Consider the following 21,741-nt stretch of genomic DNA (forward strand, 5'->3'; position numbering starts at 1 on the left):
AGGGGCCGGTCATGGCCGAGGACCGGCACGTACCGCCCACCCCGCAGGAGAGCGTCGCCCGCGGCAGGGCCGCGCGCGCGAAGGTGCCGCGCTCCCGCCACGCCGATTTCGCCCCGGCGCGGGACAGGACCGACCCCATCGAGGTGATAGAGCGTCAGTCGGCGCGCAGGCTAGCGGAGTTGGTGCCGATCCGGTACGCCCGGATGCTCGAATCGCCGTTCCGCTTCTTCCGGGGAGCCGCCGCCCTGATGGCGACGGACCTGGCGACGACGGCGTCGAGCGGGCTCACGGCCCAGCTGTGCGGGGACGCGCACATGCTGAACTTCCGGCTGCTCGCCTCGCCGGAACGCCATCTGATGTTCGACGTCAACGACTTCGACGAGACGCTGCCCGGGCCGTGGGAGTGGGACGTCAAGCGCCTGTCGGCCAGCCTCGTCATCGCGGGCCGCGCCAACGGATTCAGCGTGCCGGAGCGGTCCCGCGTGGTCCGGGGTACCGTGCGTTCCTACCGGGAGGCGATGAACGGCTTCGCCGGGATGCGCACCATCGACGTCTGGTACTCCCGGATCGACGCCGACGACCTGTACGCGACGCTCGGCGGGCAGCTGCGCCCCCAGGCCCGGCGCAGGCTGTCCCGCACCCTCGCCAAGGCCAGGGGCCGCGACCACCTCCAGTCCCTGGCGAGGCTCGCGCACCGCAGCGGCGACGAGCTGCGGATCGCCGCCGACCCGCCGCTCGTGACGCCGCTCGCCGACCTGCTCCCCGACGTGGAACGCGCGGAGCTGGAGCGGCAGTTGAGGGAGCTCATCGAGCGCTATGCCGTGACGCTCCCGGGCGACCGCCGCGCGCTCCTCGCGCAGTACCGGGTGGTCGACATGGCGCGCAAGGTGGTCGGCGTCGGCAGCGTCGGCACCCGCTGCTGGGTGATCCTGCTGCTCGGCAGGGACGCCGACGATCCGCTGTTCCTCCAGGCCAAGGAGGCCGAGGAGTCGGCGCTCGCCCCCTACTGCGAGCCCAGCGCCCACGCCAACCAGGGCGAGCGCGTCGTCTCCGGGCAGCGCCTGATGCAGGCCACCAGCGACATGTTCCTGGGCTGGGAACGGGTGTCCGGCCTCGACGGGCGCGAACGGGACTTCTACGTACGGCAGTTGCGCGACTGGAAGGCCATCCCCAAGGCCGAGACCATGACACCGAAGGTCATGCGGCTGTTCGGGCGGCTGGCCGGGGCGACCCTGGCGCGCGCCCACGCGCGATCCGGCGACCGCATCGCCATAGCGGCCTACCTGGGCGGCTCCGACCGGTTCGACCGGGCGCTCGCGGAGTTCGCCGAGCGCTACGCCGACCAGAACGAGCGCGATCACCGGGCGCTGACCGACGCGGTGCGCGACGGCCGGGTCACCGCGACGCCCGAGTGACAGGTTCCGCCGACGGCTCGGCGATCCGCAGCATGCGCCGCACCGGCTTCTCCTGGCCGAGCACCTGGCCGAGGGCGATGCCGATCGCCACGATCGTGAAGAAGAGGATCAGCCAGGACAGCAGCGTGAAGACCGAGCCGAGCGGACCGTAGCGCTCCACGCTGCGCCGCAGCGCCACCGGCAGCCACAGCGCGGCGAGTTGGGAGTACGCGACCGCGCCCACCCCGGCGAGGACGGCCCCCGGCAGCAACGGGCGCCACGGCACGCGCCCCGCGAGCAGCAGGTGCTGCGTCCACCACCACATCAGCACGGCGGCGACGGCCTGCAGCGGAAACCCCAGGACCGGGCCCACGCCGAACCCGTCGTGCAGCACGCCCTGGAAGAACAGGGCGGTCAGCCAGACGAAGAGCCACAGCGCCCAGCGCCAGAGCAGGATCCGCACGCCCGACGGCGGCAGGCCCCAGCAGCGTTCGCACAGCCGCTGCAGGGCCCGGGAGAAGGCGGTGGCGGACAGCAGCGCGACCAGCACGCTCACCGCGCCCCAGCTGTGCAGCGCCTGGGGCTCGCCGGAGTACACCTGGTCGAGCCGCGCCGCCTCGACGCTGCCCGAGCCGAACAGGGACCGCAGCGACCTGCGGAGCTCCGTCCGCCAGCCGACCGGACAGAAGGAGGCGACCGCGATGATCATCGGCAGCGCGGCGAGGAACGCCTGCGCCGCGAGCCGCGTCGCCAGATCGAGGATGTTCACGGCCGCGAGCTGGCGGACGGCACGGACCGCCAGCGGTCGGGCGCGCGCGGCGGTCTGCATGACGTGCCCCCTCGCAGCTGTGACGCCAAGCCCCCTCGCGGACACTGTGACGCGGCCGCCGGACCCGCGTTTCGCCCTACAGGGGTGATACGGCCGCGGGGGCGGCCCCCGAGTGTGGTGCCCATCCGATCGACGGGAGTGTTGCCGTGGACGACTATCCGGTGTTCGACGTCTTCCTCACCATGCTGTTCTTCTTCTTGTGGGTGATGTGGTTCGCCCTCGTGATCCAGATCGTCGTGGACATCTTCCGCAACGACGATCTCAACGGCTGGCGCAAGGCGCTGTGGCTGCTGTTCATTCTCGTCCTGCCCTTCCTCGGCGTACTCGTCTACGTCATCTCCCAGGGTTCCGGGATGAGCCGCCGCAGCTCGATGGGCCGGATGTCAGGACTGCGCGGCCGTCCCGTGGGCGCGCCGTCCGTGACCAGCGCCGACGAACTGGAACGGCTCGCGGAGCTGCACCGGACCGGGGCGCTCACCGGCGCGGAGTACGCACAGGCCAAACACCAGGTCCTGCCCATGTAGGACGCCCGTGCGGGACGCGGTGGCGGCGCGGTTCCGTCGTCACCGCCGACCGGTCACCGCCGACCGCGGAACGCGGCGACGGCGGCCTCCACCGTGGGATACAGGTGCCGCTCGTCGATGGTGCGGGTCAGCCCGTACCGCTCGATCTTGCGGCGCACCGGGTCCTTCAGCTCGGCGAAGACGAGATGCGTGCCACCGGCGTTGAGCTTCTCGTCGAGGGCCACGAGGACGTCGGCCGCGGTGGTGTCCACGTCGGTCATGGGCTCGGCGGCGATCACGATCCAGTCCGGCGCCGGGTCCGACCGCGCGATGCGCAGCACGTTGTCGCGGAAGTTCTTGGCGTTGGCGAAGATCAAGGGCGCGTCGAACCGGTAGATGACGAGGCCGGGGAGCTGTTCGGCGGTGGGGTGGGAGCGGACGTCGTGATAGCCGGGCAGGCCCGCCACCTGCCCGAGCACCGTCTCGTACGGCCACCAGGCCCGGCGGAAGACGTTCAGCACGGAGAGCGCCACGGCCACCGCGATCCCTTCGAGGACGCCGACCAGCGCGACCCCGAGGAACGCCGCGACGCACAGCAGGAATTCCATCCTGCGCTGCCGCCACAGCCGTACCGTGCCCGGCACGTCGGCCAGCGAGAGCGACGCGGTGATGACGACGGCCGCGAGGGCGGGCTGGGGCAGGTGCCGGAAGAGACCCGGCACCAGGACCAGCATGAGCACGATCAGCGCCGCGCCGACCACACCGGTCAGCTGGGTGCGCGCCCCGGCCCGCTCCGCCACCGCCGTACGCGACCCGCTCGTACTGACCGGAAAGCCCTGGAAGAGCCCCGCGGCCAGGTTGGCCGCGCCCACGCCCGCCATCTCCTGGTTGCCGCGCACCTCCTGGCCCGCGCGCGACGCGAACGCCGACGCGTTGGAGATCGTGTCGGCCAGGGACACGACGGCGATGCCCAGGGCACCGGCGAGCAGCGGACCGACGTCGTCGAACGCGACGTGCGGAAGCGTCAGCGGCGGAAAACCCTCCGGCAGCACGCCGACGAGCGCCACCCCGTGCTCCCCGAGGTCGAACACCACCACGGCGCCGATCGCCAGGACCACCATGACGAGCACGGCGGGCACCCGCGGCAGCCAGCGCTGCAGCGCCAGGATCAGCACGATGCCGCCGCACCCGACGGTGACCGCCGCGGCGACCGCCTTGCCGTCCGCGAGCCCCTCGACCACGGCCGCGCACTCGTCGATCAGGCCGTCGGCGTCGACCTTGAACCCGAGGAGCTTGGGCAGCTGGCCGATCAGGATGGTCACGGCGAGGCCGTTCATGTAGCCGATCATCGTGGGCTTGGAGACCAGCTCGGCGACGTAACCGAGGCGGGCCAGGGACGCGAGGAGCATGATGCCCGCGACCATGACCGCCAGCATCGACGCCAGGGCGACGGCCCGCTCGGGATCGCCGTCGGCGGCGACCAGCGGGAGCACCGTCGCCGCGATCATCGGCCCGAGCGAGGAGTCGGGCCCGAGGACCAGGATCCGCGAGGGCCCGCACACCGCGTAGGCCAGCAGGCACAGGATGGACGTGTAGAGGCCGGTGATCGCGGGCAGCCCGGCGAGTTCGGCGTACGCCATGCCCTGCGGCACGAGCAGCGTGGTGAGCACGATCCCCGCCACGACGTCCTTGGCCAGCCACTCGCGTCGGTACGTCAGGGCCGCGCGGCCTCCGGGCACGGCCCGCAGCAACGACGCGACGCGTCCGCCACCGCCCTGCTCGGTCGCCGTCATGGGTGTCCTCTCCGCCGGATTCCGCCCAGGTTCGGCCGGTGGGGCGCGGACCGGGATCACCCCGCAGGGGTGGTTGGCGGAGCGGCACCGGGGGCCGGGCGGGCTCCGCGGCCCCAACTCGGTCGTACGCACGCAGTTCTGCCTCAAGTGGCCTTTCGGGGCGATAGGTTGACGGACACGAGTGGGGGCATCACCCCCTGTGAGAACCGTGTCTCCGGTCCCTCACCAGTGGTCCTGCTTCCACGGGCTCTCCCCGACGTCACCCCGGTCCCCGGTGGCCCTCCGTCCCGTCCGACCATTCGGCCTCCCCAGGGGAGAGGCCGTCGGCAGTGAGGATGCCGCCATGAGCCACGGCGTTCCGCCCCACGCTGGGCACCTGTACATCCACCGGGTACAAGGCCGCACCGTCATGGAGTTCCACGGCGACATCGACATCGTGGCGGCCCTGACGATCATGCCGCGCCTGGACGCGGTGACAGCGCCGATGGAGACGCTGCTCGTCATCGACCTCACGCCGACGACCTTCTTCGACTGCTCCGGCCTGGCCCTGCTCTGCCGCGCCGACCGCCGTCTGAGGGAGCGGAGCGGCGCACTCCTCCTGGTCTGCCCGCAGGCCCTCACCCTGCGGATGCTGCACGTCCTGGGCCTCACCGAACGCTTCCACCCGGCCCCGACCTTGACCGACACCCTGCGGGAACGGTTGCCGGCGCGGGAGTGAAGGTTTCTCCGGTTTCCGTCCGGAGAACGCCGAAGGGCCCCACCGCGAACGGTGGGGCCCTTCGGTTGCCCTGACGGTCGTGGGCGCTCTGTCCTGTGGCGGAGTAGGGCTCGCCCTCGGCCATGAACGGTGGCGGGCAGCGGTGAATGAAACCAGAACTGAGACCGGAAAGAGTTGGGTCAGACCTTCTTGACGACGATCGTGTCCGGGACGAGCTTCTCCAGGTCGTCGACGTCCGAGGTGAAGACCGTGACTCGCCCTTTTTGCTGTCGCGCGATGACGGCGAGCACGGCGTCGATCGCGTATTTGTGTCCGTGCAGCTTGGCGTCGGCCAGGAGGCGGCGGGCCTGGCGGGCCTCGTCCTTCCCGATATCGGCGACTTGGAGCCGGGAGAGCACCCAGTCCCAGCGCTGCTCGGTGGTTCTGCCGTCGTACGCCTCGACCAGCGTCATCGGGGACGTCACCACCTCGGCCTCACCTTGAGCCGCCAGGTCGAGCCAGGCGATCATCCTCCGGTCGCCGCGCACGGCCAGAGACAGTGCCTCGCAGTCGAGTACGAAGACGCGCGGTGGCCGCTGGCTCTGTTGACCGGTGCGCTTCTTCACGCCGCTTCTCCGGCATCGTGTCCACTGGTGGCGCGGCGCTCGTGCTCGGCGTCGAGATCGTCCAGTTCTGCGAGGGCTGCCGTTCGCTCGTTCTTGGTGACCGGCCCGTGTTCCTCCTGAAGCCAGTCGACCAGTTCCAGCAGCCGGTCCCGATCGCGCTTGAACCGCAGCGCTTCGGCCACATACGCCGAGAGCCCTCGCTCAGCTGCTTCGGCGCGGATCTCGTCGAGGAGATCTTCGGGGATCGTCACCGTGACTTTCTTCGTCGCCATACAAGTCACCATACTCCTGGTGTGGAGACCCATACCAGCGTCGTTGAACCAGTCAGGTCAGGAGGTGGACGCGACTCAGGGGGCGTCGGCGGGCGCGACCAGCCATTCGCCGGCAGCGCTGGCAGTCGACCTGAGTTGGGGATGCTCTCGCACGATCTCGCGCTGCCGCTCAGCGGGCAGGCCGAGCTCGTGGAGAACATTCAGGATGATGACCGCCGCGGTCACGTCAACGATGGCAATCAACTCCTCTGTGCGGTGATTCGGCGTCTTTCCTTCGTGCGCCAGGTCGTTGCGGGCCCGAGTGGTCCTTCCGGCCCACCGGTCCACGTCCGGCATGAGAAGCGCGATCGCGTCCTGGTCGGGGCGCGCGGCGAGGGCATGCAGCCGGTCCCGGAGCGTCGGGTCGTTGCGGATGACTCCCTTGAACCTCTTCCGGTGCATCTCGGGCACCTGCGCGAGCATGGCGTCGCGCATCGCCTTGAAGTTCGCAGGGGGGAACGGCTTCTCGTCGATGCGGAGACCGCGGTGCAGCACCTCGGCGGCTCCCACTGCCGTCAGGAGGTTGGTCTCCACATAGCGGGCCGGTGCGTAGCGGAGGCCCAGGATCATGCTGGTCGCCGCCCGCAGCCGGTCGCGTGCCTCGCACCAGCGGGGCACGACCTCTTCGAACGGGAGCGACGCACACGTGAAGAAGACACGGTGGTGGTCGACTGCCTTGGCGTTATTCCTGCCCAGCGCGGTAGGCGTGTAGAGGACATCGGCACGCCGCTTTGGCTTGGGGCGGCCGCCGGGCAGTAGTACGGACTCGCTCTCCGCTACTTCAAGCCGGAGCCAGATCATGCCGGCGGCTCGATGGGTCGCAAGCGAGATCAGGTCCTGCACCAGGCTGGCCGCTTCCCGTGCGCCGTCCAGGGAGAACGGGGCGGCTGGTACGACGCGCACGAACGCTGTGTCGCGCATGCGCCCGACGGTGCCGCCTTTGCTCTGGTCGAAGAACGGGAGCGTGTGCTGGTGCTGCAGGCGGAACTCGGTCCCGTCAACTAGGACCGATCGCGTCTGCACTGGCGTCACTGAGATGCTTCCAGTCCCGTCGATCTTGCCATCGGGAGCACCGAGGAAGCCCTCGAATACCGACGAAGCGGCCCAGAACTGGAGGTCCTCGACGGCAATCTCCGCGGCGGAAAACACAGCGTCGTCCTCGTCACTGACATGCGCCCCGACGAGGGCGGTCATCGCCACCACGGTCTGCTTGTCAGGGCTCTTCACCCGCGCGCCGACAGTTCGCTGCACGCTGCTCGGGTAACAGCTGAGGAGGGAAATCTCCTGTTGCTCGGCGATGCCCTGGATGACGTCCCAATTTCGGCTCCCCTCGTGGAGCACGGTGAGGCCAGGAGAGGGCGTAGACGTGATGCGGTCCTCGAACGCACCGATCAGTGAAAGCACCAGGCCGTCGTCCGGCGAGTATCGGAGGACACCGGGCAGCGGCTGGTCAGGGTCGTCGGGCAGCCACCAGATGCCTGACCACTCGCTGGCCTCGTCAAGGTTCAACAGGCTCTTCGCCAAGGTAACCCTTCCCGAAATTGCGTCTCTTGGGGCTCACGAGGTCCGCAGCTGGACGACTCCGAAGCGCGACGATGCTGCGAGTAGGAGGTGTCCTAACCAGTCCATGGTTCCTCACCAGGAGACCTGAGCGCTCTCCTCGCCGTGCAGGATTGCCGCCCTGGCTGCCAGGCCAGAATGCTCTGCCCACGCGCTGCCATGCCGGATCAGAGGGAGGAGCGCACGATGCCGTAGGAGTTCGGGACGTGACGGGTGGACGGCAGGCCCTTACGGGTCACTACGCGGCCGATGCGAGTTGAGGCAGACCTCAGGTCCACGGCGGCCCATCCGGTGCAACGGAGACCACGTAACGACGAAGGGTCCGACCGCTGAGCGGTCGGACCCTTCGTCTGCCCTGACGGGCGGGTGCGGAGGATACGAGATTCGAACTCGTGAGGGGTTGCCCCCAACACGCTTTCCAAGCGTGCGCCCTAGGCCACTAGGCGAATCCTCCGCCGCAAACAATACAAGACGTTGGGGAGTGCTCGCGAACACGATCCCGAGGTCGCCGTCGTGATCGTCCTCGCGCCCTCCACCGCCGGGACCGGCGTCGCTTCCGGCCCGGGGGATCCGCTACTGTGGGGGCCAGCCCCTCACGTGGCGCTATCTGACTGAACTCCCCCAGGGCCGGAAGGCAGCAAGGGTAGGTCGGCTCTGGCGGGTGCGTGGGGGGCGCTTTGCGTTCGGGGCGGTCCAGGTTGTCAGTGGTCCCCATTAACCTCGTATGTGTGTCGTCTCTCGCGCTGTACCGCCGCTATCGCCCGGAGTCGTTCGCCGAGGTCATCGGGCAGGAGCATGTAACCGACCCGCTGCAGCAGGCGCTGCGCAACAACCGGGTCAATCACGCCTACCTGTTCAGTGGCCCCCGCGGCTGCGGCAAGACGACGAGCGCGCGCATCCTGGCCCGTTGTCTCAACTGTGAGCAAGGTCCCACTCCCACGCCCTGCGGCGAGTGCCAGTCCTGCCGCGACCTCGCGCGCAACGGACCGGGTTCGATCGACGTCATCGAGATCGACGCCGCGTCGCACGGTGGCGTGGACGACGCCCGTGACCTGCGCGAAAAGGCCTTCTTCGGCCCGGCGAGCAGTCGCTACAAGATCTACATCATCGACGAGGCCCACATGGTCACCTCGGCGGGCTTCAACGCCCTCCTGAAGGTGGTCGAGGAGCCCCCGGAGCACCTCAAGTTCATCTTCGCGACGACCGAGCCCGAGAAGGTCATCGGCACGATCCGCTCGCGCACGCACCACTACCCGTTCCGGCTCGTGCCCCCCGGCACGCTCCGCGAGTACCTGGCCGAGGTCTGCGGCCGCGAGGACATGGCCGTCGAGGACGGGGTGTTCCCGCTGGTCGTGCGGGCCGGTGCCGGTTCCGTGCGTGACTCGATGTCCGTCATGGACCAGCTGCTCGCCGGTGCGACCGAGACCGGTGTGACGTATGCCATGGCGACCTCCCTCCTCGGTTACACCGACGGGTCGCTGCTCGACTCCGTGGTGGAGGCCTTCGCCTCCGGGGACGGGGCCGCGGCCTTCGAGATCGTGGACCGCGTCATCGAGGGGGGCAACGACCCGCGGCGCTTCGTCGCCGACCTCCTGGAGCGGCTGCGCGACCTGGTGATCCTCGCGGCCGTCCCCGACGCCGCCGAGAAGGGCCTCATCGATGCCCCCGTCGATGTCGTCGAGCGGATGCAGGCGCAGGCCGGTGTCTTCGGCGGCGCCGAGCTCAGCCGCGCCGCCGACCTGGTGAACGAGGGCCTCACCGAGATGCGCGGCGCCACGTCGCCGAGGCTCCAGCTGGAGCTGATCTGCGCCCGCGTGCTGCTCCCCGCGGCGTACGACGACGAGCGCTCCGTGATGGCCCGCCTCGAGCGCCTGGAGCGCGGGGGGAACTTCGTGCCGGGCGGCCAGGGCGCGGCCCCCGCGATGGGGTACGTCCCCGGGCCCGAGGCCCACGCGGGCGTGCGGCAGCCCGGTGTCGCCATGCCCGCGGGTGGGCCCGAGCCGGTTCCGCAGGGGCCGCCGGTGCCGCCCGGTGGGGGCCCCGCGGCCGCGCGGGCCGCGGTCCGTGGCGCGGGCCCGGCCTCCCCGGAGGCGGCCGCGCCGCCTGCCGCCGCTGCCCCGGTGGCGCCTGCCCCGGCACCCACAGCACCCACAACACCCCAGGCCCCGGCCCCGGCCCCGGCTCCGGCTGCCGCCGCCGAGCGTCGGCCCGGTGGCTGGCCCACGGCGTCCGCGCCGGGCAGCGGCCCCGCCGCCGCGCCCGCGCCCGCCGGGGCTCCGGAGGCACCGCGTCCGGGCGGCTGGCCCACCGCCGCGTCGGCCGGTTCCGGTGCCCCGGCGCCGCAGCCGACCCAGCCCTCGGCCGCACCCACCCCTCAGGCCCCCGCCGCCCCCGCCCCCATGGCGGCGGCCCCCGCGGGCGGGCCCGACCCCCGCACCCTCTGGCCGAACATCCTCGAGGCGGTGAAGAACCGCCGCCGCTTCACCTGGATCCTGCTCAGCCAGAACGCCCAGGTGGCGGGGTTCGACGGCACGACCCTGCAGATCGGCTTCGTGAACGCGGGCGCGCGTGACAACTTCGCGAGCAGCGGCAGCGAGGACGTGCTCCGACAGGCGCTGTCCGAGCAGTTCGGCGTGGAGTGGCGGGTCGAGGCGATCGTCGACCCGTCGGGCGGCTCAGCCCCGCCGCCCGCCGCGGTCAACTTCGGCGGCGGCGCTCCCGCGGCCCCGCGCCCCGTGGCCCCGCCGCAGCCGCCCCCGGCCGCCTCCGCCCCCCAGGCCCCGGCCCCGTCGGCGGCCCCGGCTCCGGAGCCCGCCTCCGCCCCCCGGTCGGCCCCCGCCCCGGAACACGTGGCCCCGGAGGACGACACCCCCGAGGACGACGACCCGGACCTGGTCGAATCGGCCCTCTCCGGCCACGACATGATCGTCAGGGAACTGGGCGCGACGGTGATCGACGAGTACCCGAACGAATAACCCAGGACGAGGCCTCGCACATCCGCGCGGGCTCACTCGGCGAGGGCCGCTCCCGCCCCAGCCCGGTGCGGAGCACCCCGCCTGCTTCCTCCCTCGCTCAATGCGGGGGTGCGGCGTGCCCTGCCTGCTTCCCCTCTCGTTCAACGCGGGGGTGCGGCGTGCCCTGCCTGCTTCCTCCCTCGTTCAATGCGGGGGTGCGGCGTGCCCTGCCCGCTTCCTCCCTCGCTCGACGCGGGGGTGCGGCGCGCCCCGCCCGCCTTCCCCCCTCGCCCAGCCCGGAGCACCCCGCCCCCCGCCCCTACCCCCACCGCCCGGTGCGGAGTCACGGGTGGGCGGGTGGGAACGCATCGCCGCGAAGCGGCGGCTTGGCCCCCAGCGGCCCGCAGCAATGGCACCCCGTCCCCGAGAACCTCGGAGGAACACACAACAGGCCCAGGGGCCAGACCTGGCAGCCCGTACAAACCGAGGCCCCGACCCCGGCTAGGCTGACCACCGTGAAGGTCCTCGTCATCGGCAGTGGTGCCCGCGAACACGCCCTGTGCCGCTCTCTGTCCCTCGATCCCGCCGTCTCCGAGCTGCACTGCGCCCCCGGCAACGCCGGCACCGCAGAGGTCGCCGAGGCGCACCAGGTCGACGCCCTCGACGGCGCCGCCGTGGCCGCGCTGGCCAAGAAGCTCGATGCCGGGCTCGTCGTCGTGGGTCCGGAGGCGCCGCTCGTCGCGGGCGTCGCCGACGCCGTGCGCGCCGCGGGCATCCCCTGCTTCGGCCCCTCGGAGGAGGCCGCCCAGCTGGAGGGCTCCAAGGCCTTCGCGAAGGACGTGATGGCGGGCGCGAGCGTGCCGACCGCCCGGTCCTACGTCTGCACGACCCCGGAAGAGATCGACACGGCCCTCGACGCCTTCGGAGCGCCGTACGTCGTCAAGGACGACGGGCTCGCGGCGGGCAAGGGAGTCGTCGTCACCGACGACGTCGAGGCCGCCAGGAAGCACGCGCTGGCCTGCGACCGCGTCGTCATCGAGGAGTTCCTCGACGGCCCCGAGGTCTCCCTCTTCGCGATCACCGACGGCGAGACCGTCGTACCGCTGCAGCCCGCCCAGGACTTCAAGCGCGCGCTCGACGGGGACGAGGGCCCCAACACCGGCGGCATGGGTGCGTACTCTCCGCTGCCCTGGGCCGATCCGAAGCTGGTCGACGAGGTCCTGCGGACGGTCCTGCAGCCCACGGTCGACGAGCTGCGGCGGCGCGGGACGCCGTTCTCCGGACTGCTCTATGCCGGTCTGGCGATCACGAGCCGCGGCGTCCGGGTCATCGAGTTCAACGCCCGCTTCGGCGACCCCGAGACCCAGGTCGTCCTCGCCCGGCTGCAAACCCCGCTCGCCGGTGTCCTGCTGGCGGCGGCGGACGGCACGCTCGCCGACCTGCCCCCGCTGCGCTGGAGCGACGACGCCGCGGTGACCGTGGTCGTCGCCTCGCACAACTACCCCGGTACGCCCCGCACGGGCGATCCCATCGAGGGCCTCGGCGACGTCGCGGCACAGGATGCGCCCCACGCGTACGTCCTGCACGCGGGGACGGAGCGGGACGGCGACGCGGTCGTCAGCGCGGGCGGCCGGGTGCTCTCCGTGACGGCGGTCGGCGCCGGGCTCGGCGAGGCCCGCGAGCGCGCGTACGCGGCGCTCTCCCGCATCCGCCTCGACGGCGCGCAGCACCGCACGGACATCGCGGCGAAGGCGGCCGCGGAGGCGTAGCCCGAGGCATTCCCGGAGGCGGGGCAGACCGCCGGGAATGCGACACAGGAGTAACTTTCAGCCGTTCTCACGCTCGGTGAAGCCCCGGATCTGACACTGGATCCGGGGCTTTTTCGGCATCCACCTTTAGCCAAAGCCATTCCATCGAGTGACCGGTGGCCCATCCGGCTGACGGGTCCCCGCACCCCAACTAGGGTGCGGCGAAAGCAGTTCAGAGCGCCCAGAGCCAAACAGACCACCGGCATTGCGATGTCGGTGGCGGGTGCCACAGTGGGGGAGTGAGCAAGACCAACGCCGTTGATGTGCGCCACCGGCTCCCGCCGGTGGCCGAGGAGTAGGCAGCAGGGGGTGCCATCGGTCGTGTCAGGTATGGGTGTGGAGGTGGGTGCGCAGGCCGCGCGCTCGCGGGCTCTCGCCGTGCTGCGTCTGCGCAGCAGGGCGCTGGCCGTCGCCCTGCTGCCCGCGGCCGTCGCCGTCGTGCTCATCGCGGGCGGGGTCACGGGCCATATCGGCGGCGGGAGTTGGGACGTCGTGCGCTGGGTCGTGTCGGCCGTGGCCGTCGTCGTGCTGCTCTGCGCGGCGGCCGTCGCCCTGGTCGTGGCCAGAGCCAGGCCCGCCCTGAGCCCCACGGTCCCGATCGCCGAGGAATCGGCCCCCGATCTGTACCGCCTGGTCCGCGACCTCGCCGACCGCCTCGACGTGCCCGCCCCCTCGGCCATAGCGCTCACCCCGGACTGCGACAGCTGGCTGGAGGACCGCACCCACCCGGCCCACGGCCCGCCCGCGAGCCGGGACACCGGCCCTGGAGCGGGCCCCCGTGCGGGCGCCGACGAGGCCGCCGACGGCGTACGGGGCGGTCGCGCGCCGCACCGCGCGGTCACCGCCGCGCCCGCCGCACCCGTGCTCGTCATCGGCTCCCCGTTCCTGTGGTGGATGCGGGTCGGTGAGCTGCGCGCGGTGCTCGCACCCGTCGTGGCGGGAACCGGTCCCTCCGCGCACCCCGACATAGCGGCGGCCCGGCGCTTCGTCCGGGGCCTCGACGCGGCCGTCGCGGTCACCTCGGCACCGGGACGCGGGCCCCTCGCGCGCGTGGTGCTCGGCGGCATCGGCTGGGTCGCGCGCCTGCTCCTGCGCAGCTGCCGTGGGCATGCGGCCGAGATGGAGCGGGGCGTCGCCGCGGCGGCCGCCGAGCGCGCCCAGACCGTGGACTACGGAGTGCGGATCGTCGCCCAGGAGCAGGTCGGCCTCGCGTACGCCGGGTGGGACCGCCTGCTCACCCGGGTCGCGCTGCCCGCCTGGCGCATGGGCCGCTGGCCCTCGCGGCTCGACGCGGGCGTGGTCTCCGCGCTCACCGAGCTCTCCCGCAGGGACCGCCTCGCCGAGGGCTTCGCCTCGCGCCTGGGGGAGCGTCCCGCCTGCGATCTCCTGGAGGAGCCCGGTTCCGTGGACGAGGCGGCCTCGCTGCTCGCCGCCCGGCTCTTCCACGGCGGCCCCGCGGAGAACGGCCCCGACTGGGCGCCGGTGGCCTGGCAGGAGTATCCGGACGAGGTCGTGGACCGCAAGTGGCGCATGGACGCCGCCCGGCTGCACCGCGTCCTGGACTCCCTCGGCGTCAGCCACTCCGCCGACCCGACGGCACCCGACCCCGAGGGGCCGACCCTGGGCCGTGTCCTCGACCACCTCACGACGGCCGATCCGGAGGGTCCGCGGGCGCGGGTCGTCCCGGACGGCGAGGCTCCGGAGCACGCCGGATCGTTCTTCCCCGAGGAGGCGGACGACGAGGCCGACGCGGACAGCCTCGGCGGGATGCTGGCCGCGGGCCTCACCGCCGAGCTCGCCCGCGAGGAAGCCGCGACGCCGCCCCGCCCCGCGCCCGCGAGCCTCGGCCCCGACGAGGCGCTCTGGGACGACGGCGCGCTCCCGCTCTTCCCCCTGCAACCACCGCGTACGGGACGTGAGTTGCTGGCCGACCACGTCACGGCGATGGTGTGCTGCGCCGCGGTCGACACGGCGGGCGCCGCGCCCGGCCTCGACTGGCTCGACGGCCCCTCCCTGCTGGTCGGCGGCGAGCGCGCGGCGGACCTCGCGCCGCGCGTCCTGACCCTCGTGGAGGACGGCGACGCGGGCCCCTTGCGGACCTGGCTGACCCGCCTGGGCGTACGCCCCGAAAAGCCGGTCCGCCTGGTCTGATCCCCACACCGACCACCCCCGGGCTCCCCGATCCACGCGGACCGGCCCCGGGCCGCCCTGCGCTACTACGAGCCGACGAGGCGGCGCCGACCCGCCCCGGGCTGGCCAGCGCTGCTACGAGCCGACCAGCCCGCTCCGAGCCGACCCAGGCCGATCCACGCCGTACTGCTCCGCGCCGACCTCGACCGAGCGTGCCGACCAGGCTAGCCCTGCCGATCCGGTCCGCGCCGCCGCGAGCAGCCCCGTGCCGAGCCAAGCCGTGCCGATGCGTGTCGGCCCTGGCCGTGCGCCCGCTCAAGCTGTGCCGGGCTGAGCCTGCCCCGCCGTGTCGAGCCCGATCAAGCCGAACCCAGCCGAGCCGAACCGAGCGGAACCGAGCCGACCGTGCCGTGCCGACCCGACCACCCGGTCCGCGCTGATGCGACCCGATCCAACGACCCAAGCTCCGCGTCAGACCCAAGCCACCTCAATCCAGCCACCTCATCCCTCCGCCCCCCTTCACCCACCCCAAATTCCACCCCCACGCCCATAAAACTCACTCCGCCCCCACCCCCAATTCCGCCCCGCCCCGACCCCCCTCCCGAAAGAAACCGCAGGCGAACGCCACCCCTTGCGCCACCCCGGGCGGAAGCTCTCGTTCCGTTCACGTCAATTCGCGACGAACGGTGACGGGATGCGTGCGTAATGTGATGTGCTGGGACCGGTCGCCGGGCCGTGCGCGGCCGGGGCGACGCCGTCTCGGGGGGCGCGAGGGAGGGGCAGGCACATGGGGTCGGAGCCGATCCGCCGCTGGGAATCGGGCGCGCTCGCGCATGCCGTGTCGGACCCTTTCGGTCAGGGCCCGCTGCCCTGGCTGCGCGGACCCGAGCACTACTTCGACGACACCGGGAAAGTCGTTCCCTGGTACATCGACCACGCCCCGGCCCCGGGCGCGAACATCCCGGCCCCCCGCACCGGCGGCCCGCGCAACGCGGACGACGTGCACTGCCAGATCAAGGGCTTCACCTCCACCGGCGCCGCCGCCCCCGGCGAGGCGATCGACTTCCACGTCACGGTGGACCCGCCCCAGCAGTTCAGCGTCGACATCTACCGGATCGGGCACTACGGAGGGGACGGCGCCAGCAAGATCACCACGAGCCCCCGGCTCTCCGGCATCGTCCAGCCCGCCCCGCTCACCGCCGACCGCACGGTCTCCTGCCACCACTGGTGGCTCTCCTGGCGCCTGCAGATCCCGAGCTACTGGAACATCGGGGCGTACGTGGCCGTGCTCACGACCGCCGACGGGTACCGCTCGCACGTCCCCTTCACGGTCCGCGACAACCACCCCGCCGACCTCCTGCTGCTCCTGCCGGACATCACCTGGCAGGCGTACAACCTCTACCCGGAGGACGGCCGCACGGGCGCCAGCCTCTACCACGCGTGGGACGAGCGGGGCGGCCTCGTCGGAGAGGGCGAGGCGGCCGTCACGGTCTCCTTCGACCGTCCGTACGCGGGCGCGGGACTGCCCCTGCACGTGGGCCACGCCTACGACTTCATCCGCTGGGCCGAGCGCTACGGCTACGACCTGGCGTACGCCGACGCCCGCGACCTGCACGCGGGCCGCATCGACCCCACGCGCTACCGCGGCCTCGTCTTCCCCGGCCACGACGAGTACTGGTCGCCGAGCATGCGCCGCACCACGGAGCTGGCCCGCGAGCACGGCACGTCCCTGGTCTTCCTCTCCGCCAACACCATGTACTGGCAGGTGGAGCTGGGCCCCTCGCCGTCCGGCGTCGAGGACCGGCTGCTCACCTGCCGCAAGCGCCGGGGCCCCGGCCGCCCCGCCCTCTGGCGCGAGCAGGACAGGGCGGAGCAGCAGCTGCTCGGCATCCAGTACGCGGGCCGGGTCCCCGAGCCGGGGCCCCTCGTCGTCCGCAACGCCGACCACTGGCTGTGGGAGGCGACGGGCGCGCACGAGGGCGATGAGATCGAGGGCCTGGTCGCGGGCGAGGCCGACCGCTACTACCCGCGTACGCCGCTCCCGGAGCACCAGGGCCGCATGCTGCTCGCCCACTCCCCGTACACGGACACGGAGGGAGCGACGCGCCACCAGGAGTCGTCGCTCTACCGCGCCCCGTCGGGCGCCCTGGTCTTCGCGTCGGGCACCTTCGCCTGGTCACCGGCGCTCGACCGCCCGGGCCACGTGGACACCCGCGTCCAGCGGGCCACGGCCAACCTCCTGGACCGCATCTGCAAGCGGGACTGATCCTTCCGCCCGACCACCCCACCCAACCTCTGGCCCCAACCCCTGGCCAAGACCACGCTCCCGATACGGGAGAATCGAAAGCACTTGGCCAGAACCACGGGGAGGAACCGTGTCCGGATTCGTAGAAAAGCCCGAGCCTCTTGAGGTTCCGGGCCTGGTCCACCTCCACACCGGCAAGGTGCGCGAGCTGTACCAGAACGAGGCGGGCGAGCTCGTCATGGTCGCCAGCGACCGCCTCTCCGCCTATGACTGGGTGCTGCCCTCGGAGATCCCCGACAAGGGCCGCGTCCTGACCCAGCTCTCCCTGTGGTGGTTCGACCAGCTCGCGGACCTCGTCCCCAACCACGTGCTCTCCACGGACCTCCCGGCGGGCGCCCCCGCCGACTGGGCGGGCCGCACCCTCGTGTGCAAGTCCCTGGAGATGGTCCCGGTCGAGTGCGTCGCCCGCGGCTACCTCACGGGCTCGGGCCTCCTGGAGTACGACGAGTCCCGCACCGTCTGCGGCCTCGCGCTCCCCGAGGGCCTGGTCGACGGCTCGGAGCTGCCCGCGCCGATCTTCACGCCCGCCGCGAAGGCCGCCGTCGGCGAGCACGACGAGAACGTGTCGTACGAGGAGGTCGCCCGCCAGGTCGGCGCGGAGACCGCCGCCCAGCTGCGTCAGACGACCCTCGCCGTCTACGGCCGTGCCCTGGACGTCGCGCGCGAGCGCGGCCTGATCCTCGCGGACACGAAGTTCGAGTTCGGCTTCGAGGGCGAACGGCTGATCCTCGCCGACGAGGTCCTGACCCCGGACTCCTCCCGCTTCTGGCCCGCGGACCTGTGGGAGCCGGGCCACGCCCAGCCCTCCTACGACAAGCAGTTCGTGCGGAACTGGCTGACCTCGCCCGCCTCGGGCTGGGACCGCAAGAGCGAGCAGCCGCCGCCCGCGCTGCCGCAGGACGTGGTGGACGCCACCCGCGCCAAGTACATCGAGGCGTACGAGCGCCTGACCGGCACCGCCTGGTAGCCGGCACACGAAGAAGGCCCCGGTCCACAGGACCGGGGCCTTTCATCTGGAGCGGACGACCAGGTTCGAACTGGCGACCTCAACCTTGGCAAGGTTGCGCTCTACCAACTGAGCTACGTCCGCAGTGCGCCGCAGCGCGAGGCCAACTATACCCAACCTCGCTCGCGTGCGAGACGCACTGCCGCATGACGGTTCTCGGCACCGACTTTGGTGGCCGCCGCCGAGAGGTAGTTGCGGACGGTTCCCTGGGAGAGCGCGGCGCGTTCGGCGATCTCCGCGACGGGCGCGCCGTCGGCGGCGAGTTCGAGCACCTCGGCCTCGCGGGCGGTCAGCGGCGAGTCCCCGGCGGAGATCGCGTCGGCCGCCAACTCCGGGTCCACATAACGGTTTCCGGCATGTACGGAGCGGATGATCTCGGCGAGTTTCTGGGCGCTCACGGTCTTCGGCACGAAGCCGCGCACGCCCACCGCGAGGGCCCGCTTGAGATGTCCCGGTCTGCCATGACTCGTCACGATCATGGTCCGGCACTCGGGGAGTTCGTCGCGCAGGGATGTGGCCACACTCACACCGTCGGCGCCCGGCATCTCCAGATCGAGCACCGCGACATCGGGCCGGTGTGCCCGCGCCATGGCGAGCGCCTCGGGCCCGGTCGCCGCCTCCGCGACGACCACGAGGTCGTCCTCCAGGGCGAGCAGCGCGGCGAGGGCGCCCCGAATCAGATGCTCGTCGTCGGCGAGCAGCACGCGCAGGCTCACAGCAGCACCTCTTTCTCGCGGGGATTCTCGGCCCCCGCGCGGGGCAGCGGCACCTCGGCGCTGAGCCGGAACCGCCCGCCTTCGCACGTGAAGTCCAGGGTCCCGTCCACCGCGGCGAGCCGTTCCCTGAGCCCGGCGAGCCCGGAACCCGTGCCGGGCACGGACACCTCGGGCACCCCGTCGTTCTCGACGACCAACGTCGTACGCTCCCGCGTCACCGCGAGCGTGATGTCGCAGTTCGCCGCGTCCCCGTGCCGCAGCACGTTCGTCGCGGCCTCCCGCACGACCCAGCCGAGTGCCGACTGCACGGGGGCGGGCAGCCCCGCGGCGGACCCCGTCACCCGGCAGGTGATCCCGGCCGCCTCCAACACGCCCTGTGCGCCGATCAGTTCCACCCCGAGCTCCACATCCCGGTAGCCCCGCACCAGTTCCCGCACCTCCCGCTGCGACTCCTGCGCGATCCGCTGCACCTCGACCATCTGGTCGACGGCCTCGGGCCGTCCGCGCCGGGCGAGCTGCACCGCGAGCTCGCTCTTGAGCGCGATGACCGCGAGGTTGCGGCCCATCACGTCGTGCATGTCACGGCCGAACCGCAGCCGCTCCTCGGCGACCGCGAGCCGCGACTCGACCTCGCGGGCCCGGTCGACCTCCCACATGACGGAGAGGGTCCAGGCGCCGCAGCGCGAGGAGAGCAGCGTCATGAGTCCGGCGACGCCGATGAGCGACGCGAACGCCGCGAGCTGTCCGCCGGGCGTCCCGACGGCGGCGAAGGCGCCCACGATCGCGGCGTCGAGCAGCGCGAAGCGGGCGAGGAAGGTCCGGATGGGCACGGCGAAGGCGAGCGACTGGCCGAGCGGAACCACCAGGTACAGAACGGTGAGGCCCAGCACGCCTTCCTTGAGGCCGCCGGTCCACTGGAGGGCGAGAGCGAGCCCCACCGCGACGGCCAGGAGCGCGCACGTCACGGCGAGGTCGCGGCGCGGCAGCTCGGTCCGGTTCAGATAGTGGTCGACCGACCGCCGCACCGTACGGTTCGCGTGCACGCTCTGCGCGGCGGCGACGGCGATCAGCGACCAGCCGAGGACCTGCGCGGACGTCTCGTGCCGCAGACCCACGCTGAGCGGTACCGAGTTCCAGCTGAGGAAGAAGATCCACGGCATGGCGTGCCACATGGCCATGCTCTGGAACTCGACCTTCTCGATCTTGCTGCGGTCGTGCCAGCCACGCTGCCACGCCCGCATCCGGCCGAGTAGCACTCTCCTGCGCCTCCCTCAGTGCCGCGGTTCCCAGCGGAACCACCGTCGTACAGCAAACACGGAGAGCAGGGTCCAGGCCACCGTGGTGGCCACGGCGGTCAGCACGTCCCCGGTCGAGAGGTGCCCGGCCCAGCCGCCGCGGATCAGCTCGATGACCGACGAGAGCGGGAGCAGTTCGGCGACCGCCGCGACCTTGTCGGGCATGACCTCGAACGGGATGAAGAGCCCGGAACCGATCATCGACAGGAAGATCATCGGCATGGCCAGGACCTGCGCCGACTCGATGGACTGGGCGAAGCTCCCGGTGACGGCCGCCAGCGCGGCGAACATCACCAGGCCCGCGGCGATGCCGAGTACGACGAGGTGCGGCGCGCTCGGCGCCCCCGCGTCCAGGAGCGCCACGCAGCCCACGATGAGGACCAGGGACTGCACGATCCCGATGACGACCGACGGCAGTGCGGCGCCCACCAGGATCTCGTGGTCGCGCAGCTCGCCGGTGCGCAGCCGCTTCAGTACGAGTTCCTCGCGCCGGGCCACGTAGACGGCGGTCAGCGCGGAGTACACGGCGAAGAGCAGCGAGAAGCCGAGGGCGCTCGGCAGCACGACGGTGCCGACGGAGAGCCCGGTGCCCTTGAGGTCCATGCCTTCGGCGGCCTGCTTCATGCTGAGCGGGATGATGAACGGCACGAACAGTGCCGCGAACAGGGTCCCCTTGCTCCGCCCGAGCAAGGTCAGCTCGGCGCGGGCGAGCGCCCCCATCCGGCCCATCGGGGTCGTGGTCACGGCCACCGTGCTCATACCGCCATCTCCTTCTCGGTGCGGCGCCCCGCGGGCCCCTCGTCCGTTCCGTCCTGCGCCTCCTTGGCGATCCGCAGGAACGCCTCCTCCAACGTGGCCGTCCGTACGTCGAGGGAGCCAAGCTCGACCCGGGCGTCGCGGGCCCACAACAGCAGCCCCGTGGCGGCCCGTTGCAGTTCGTCCGTACGCAGCTGGACCCGGCGCCCGACCGTCTCGTGCCCGCTCACGCCGAGCTCGGCGAGCGGCGGCAGGTCGCCGACGAAGTACCCGTCGGGCAGTTCGAAGGAGATGTGCGAGGGCTGCGCGGCGACCACGTCGGCGACGCGTCCCTCGGCGGCGATGCGGCCCTCGTGCAGGATGGCGAGCCGCTCGGCGAGCTCCTCGGCCTCTTCGAGGTAGTGCGTGGTGAGCAGCACGGTCGTGCCGTTGTCGCGCAGTTGGCGGACCAGCTCCCAGGTCTCGCGCCGTCCTTCGGCGTCGAGTCCGGTGGTGGGCTCGTCGAGGAAGAGCACCTCGGGCCGTCCCAGGAGCGCCATGGCGAGGTCGAGGCGGCGCTTCTCACCGCCGGAGAGCTGCTTCACGCGGACGCCGGAGCGCTTGGCGATCCCGACGATCTCCAGGGCCTCCGCGACGGGCCGGGCGCCGCTGGTGCAGCCCGCCCACATCCGCGCGGTCTCGGCGACCGTCAACTCAGCGGGGAATCCGCCCTCCTGGAGCATGACGCCGATGCGCGGGCGGACGGCGGCACGCTCGGTGTACGGGTCGTGTCCGAGCACCCGCACCCGCCCGGCGGCCGGTGCCGCGAGCCCTTCGAGGAGCTCGACGGTGGATGTCTTGCCCGCGCCGTTGGTGCCGAGCAGCGCGAAGAGCTCACCCCGTCCCACGGAGAAGGAAATCCCTCGTACCGCCTCGAAACCGCCCCCGTACACGCGCCGCAGATCGGTCACGTCGATCACTTGGTCAGTCATGACTTCAGCGTCCCCCGGCCCGGTGGGCCCGAGCAGTGCGCGCTGTCATCGGCCCGCATGACAAATGTCAGAAGCGGCTGCACGGCG

Annotated in this window: 17 protein-coding genes, 2 tRNA genes and 1 other RNA gene; 9 read left to right on the forward strand and 11 right to left on the reverse strand. The window is 72.1% G+C overall.

Annotated elements, in window-relative coordinates; genetic code table 11:
* Positions 1-11 precede the first annotated feature (11 nt).
* Positions 12-1,415 (forward strand): DUF2252 domain-containing protein, encoded by a 1,404-nt coding sequence (locus tag CP970_RS22310; protein WP_055554576.1) that lies wholly within the window; start codon positions 12-14, stop codon positions 1,413-1,415.
* On the opposite strand, the gene CP970_RS22315 is transcribed toward CP970_RS22310, so the two are convergent.
* Positions 1,396-2,223, reverse strand: coding sequence for a YhjD/YihY/BrkB family envelope integrity protein (locus CP970_RS22315; RefSeq protein ID WP_055554573.1), 828 nt, complete (start codon positions 2,221-2,223; stop codon positions 1,396-1,398). The two genes, CP970_RS22310 and CP970_RS22315, sit on opposite strands and share 20 nt — an antisense overlap.
* 146 nt (positions 2,224-2,369) lie before the next feature.
* Here CP970_RS22315 and CP970_RS22320 point away from each other — a divergent pair, with 146 nt between their 5' ends.
* A complete protein-coding gene (locus CP970_RS22320; RefSeq protein WP_224058610.1) occupies positions 2,370-2,747 on the forward strand; it encodes an SHOCT domain-containing protein in 378 nt (125 codons plus the stop codon).
* Between the two features lie 53 nt (positions 2,748-2,800).
* On the opposite strand, the gene CP970_RS22325 is transcribed toward CP970_RS22320, so the two are convergent.
* Positions 2,801-4,519, reverse strand: a complete 1,719-nt coding sequence (locus tag CP970_RS22325; protein WP_055554570.1) for a SulP family inorganic anion transporter — start codon at positions 4,517-4,519, stop codon at positions 2,801-2,803.
* Positions 4,520-4,862: 343 nt separating this feature from the next.
* On the opposite strand from CP970_RS22325, the gene CP970_RS22330 reads away from it, so the two are divergent.
* Positions 4,863-5,237, forward strand: a complete 375-nt coding sequence (locus CP970_RS22330; RefSeq protein WP_055554568.1) for an STAS domain-containing protein — start codon at positions 4,863-4,865, stop codon at positions 5,235-5,237.
* A gap of 179 nt (positions 5,238-5,416) precedes the next feature.
* Here the strand turns inward: CP970_RS22330 and CP970_RS22335 are convergent, their stop codons facing one another.
* The 4 genes from CP970_RS22335 to CP970_RS22350 form a co-directional block, all read right to left on the reverse strand.
* The gene (locus CP970_RS22335) at positions 5,417-5,842 is read right to left on the reverse strand and encodes a PIN domain-containing protein (RefSeq protein WP_055554566.1); all 426 of its coding nucleotides are present in this window, start codon (positions 5,840-5,842) and stop codon (positions 5,417-5,419) included.
* On the reverse strand, positions 5,839-6,114 hold the full coding sequence (locus CP970_RS22340) for a ribbon-helix-helix domain-containing protein (protein ID WP_055554564.1): 276 nt from the start codon (positions 6,112-6,114) through the stop codon (positions 5,839-5,841). Before CP970_RS22340 ends, CP970_RS22335 begins: the two co-directional genes overlap by 4 nt.
* Positions 6,115-6,189: 75 nt before the next feature.
* Positions 6,190-7,677, reverse strand: a complete 1,488-nt coding sequence (locus CP970_RS22345; protein WP_055554562.1) for an ApeA N-terminal domain 1-containing protein — start codon at positions 7,675-7,677, stop codon at positions 6,190-6,192.
* A 405-nt stretch (positions 7,678-8,082) separates the two neighbouring features.
* Positions 8,083-8,167: transfer RNA gene (locus CP970_RS22350), tRNA-Ser, on the reverse strand.
* Between the two features lie 130 nt (positions 8,168-8,297).
* On the opposite strand from CP970_RS22350, the gene ffs reads away from it, so the two are divergent.
* From ffs to CP970_RS22380, 6 genes are all read left to right on the forward strand, one after another.
* Positions 8,298-8,396: signal recognition particle sRNA small type (gene ffs / locus CP970_RS22355), an RNA gene on the forward strand.
* 45 nt (positions 8,397-8,441) lie between these two features.
* Positions 8,442-10,688: a DNA polymerase III subunit gamma and tau gene (locus tag CP970_RS22360; protein ID WP_150493783.1), complete on the forward strand. Its 2,247-nt coding sequence runs from the start codon at positions 8,442-8,444 to the stop codon at positions 10,686-10,688.
* A 494-nt stretch (positions 10,689-11,182) separates the two neighbouring features.
* On the forward strand, positions 11,183-12,436 hold the full coding sequence (gene purD / locus CP970_RS22365; RefSeq protein WP_055557140.1) for a phosphoribosylamine--glycine ligase: 1,254 nt from the start codon (positions 11,183-11,185) through the stop codon (positions 12,434-12,436).
* 369 nt (positions 12,437-12,805) lie between these two features.
* Complete coding sequence (locus CP970_RS22370) at positions 12,806-14,626, forward strand: hypothetical protein (protein ID WP_150494837.1); 1,821 nt, start codon at positions 12,806-12,808, stop codon at positions 14,624-14,626.
* Between the two features lie 766 nt (positions 14,627-15,392).
* The gene (locus tag CP970_RS22375) at positions 15,393-16,871 is read left to right on the forward strand and encodes a N,N-dimethylformamidase beta subunit family domain-containing protein (protein WP_055544103.1); all 1,479 of its coding nucleotides are present in this window, start codon (positions 15,393-15,395) and stop codon (positions 16,869-16,871) included.
* Positions 16,872-16,980: 109 nt separating this feature from the next.
* The gene (locus tag CP970_RS22380; protein WP_055544102.1) at positions 16,981-17,877 is read left to right on the forward strand and encodes a phosphoribosylaminoimidazolesuccinocarboxamide synthase; all 897 of its coding nucleotides are present in this window, start codon (positions 16,981-16,983) and stop codon (positions 17,875-17,877) included.
* A gap of 47 nt (positions 17,878-17,924) precedes the next feature.
* Here the strand turns inward: CP970_RS22380 and CP970_RS22385 are convergent.
* The 5 genes from CP970_RS22385 to CP970_RS22405 all read right to left on the reverse strand — a co-directional run bounded on the left by CP970_RS22385 (position 17,925) and on the right by CP970_RS22405 (position 21,654).
* Positions 17,925-18,000 (reverse strand) — tRNA-Gly (locus CP970_RS22385).
* A 23-nt stretch (positions 18,001-18,023) separates the two neighbouring features.
* Entirely contained in the window at positions 18,024-18,632 is a 609-nt protein-coding gene (locus CP970_RS22390) for a response regulator transcription factor (protein ID WP_055544101.1), read from the reverse strand.
* The gene (locus tag CP970_RS22395; RefSeq protein WP_224058611.1) at positions 18,629-19,888 is read right to left on the reverse strand and encodes a sensor histidine kinase; all 1,260 of its coding nucleotides are present in this window, start codon (positions 19,886-19,888) and stop codon (positions 18,629-18,631) included. Before CP970_RS22395 ends, CP970_RS22390 begins: the two co-directional genes overlap by 4 nt.
* Before the next feature lie 15 nt (positions 19,889-19,903).
* Positions 19,904-20,686, reverse strand: a complete 783-nt coding sequence (locus tag CP970_RS22400) for an ABC transporter permease (protein WP_055544099.1) — start codon at positions 20,684-20,686, stop codon at positions 19,904-19,906.
* Positions 20,683-21,654, reverse strand: coding sequence for an ABC transporter ATP-binding protein (locus CP970_RS22405; RefSeq protein WP_055544098.1), 972 nt, complete (start codon positions 21,652-21,654; stop codon positions 20,683-20,685). The genes CP970_RS22400 and CP970_RS22405 overlap by 4 nt, the downstream gene beginning before the upstream one ends.
* Between the last annotated feature and the right edge of the window lie 87 nt (positions 21,655-21,741).

The sequence above is a fragment of the Streptomyces kanamyceticus genome (assembly GCF_008704495.1).
GTDB lineage: Bacteria > Actinomycetota > Actinomycetes > Streptomycetales > Streptomycetaceae > Streptomyces > Streptomyces kanamyceticus.